Source organism: Methylobacterium sp. J-077 (assembly GCF_022829365.1).
GTDB lineage: Bacteria > Pseudomonadota > Alphaproteobacteria > Rhizobiales > Beijerinckiaceae > Methylobacterium.
Genome location: NZ_JAKSYJ010000148.1, coordinates 1 through 616, shown reverse-complemented (window position 1 = coordinate 616; position 616 = coordinate 1). Strand labels below are relative to the sequence as shown.

Here is a 616-nt window from a genome sequence, read left to right as displayed (position 1 = left end):
CGTACTATCGCTGGCGCAAGGAGTACGGCAGCCTGAAATCGGATCAAGTGAAGCGGATGAAGGATCTTGAGACGGAGAACCAACGTCTCAGGCGGGCGATCGCAGATCTGACGCTGGACAAGCTGATCTTGCAGGAGGCGTCCCGGGGAAACTTCTGAGCCCTGCGCGCCGACGCGCCTGTGTCGAGCACATCATGCGGACGATGACCGTCTCCGAGCGCCGCGCTTGTCGGGCGCTCGGTCAGCATCGCTCGACACAGCGCAAGGTACCGCGGGGCCGCGATGATGAAGAGGCGCTAACGGCCGATCTCGTGGCGTTGGCTGAGAAGTACGGACGCTATGGCTACCGCAAGATCAGCGCATTGCTGAAGGCGGCCGGTTGGTTCGTCAACGACAAACGCGTCGAGCGGATCTGGCGGCGTGAGGGTCTGAAGGTCCCGGCCAAGCAGCCCAAGCGGGGGCGGATCTGGGACAACGACGGGTCCTGTATCCGTCTTCGTCCGGAATACCGCAATCACGTGTGGTCGTATGACTTCGTCGAGGCGCGCACACATGATGGACGCAAGATCCGGATGCTCAACGTCGTCGACGAGTTCACGCATGAATGCTTGGCGATC

The 616-nt window shown here is 61.7% G+C and carries 1 pseudogene; it reads left to right on the top strand.

Features of this window, described 5'->3' with window-relative positions:
* Positions 1-616 (top strand): annotated as a pseudogene (locus MKL11_RS17730) (IS3 family transposase); the annotation flags it as partial.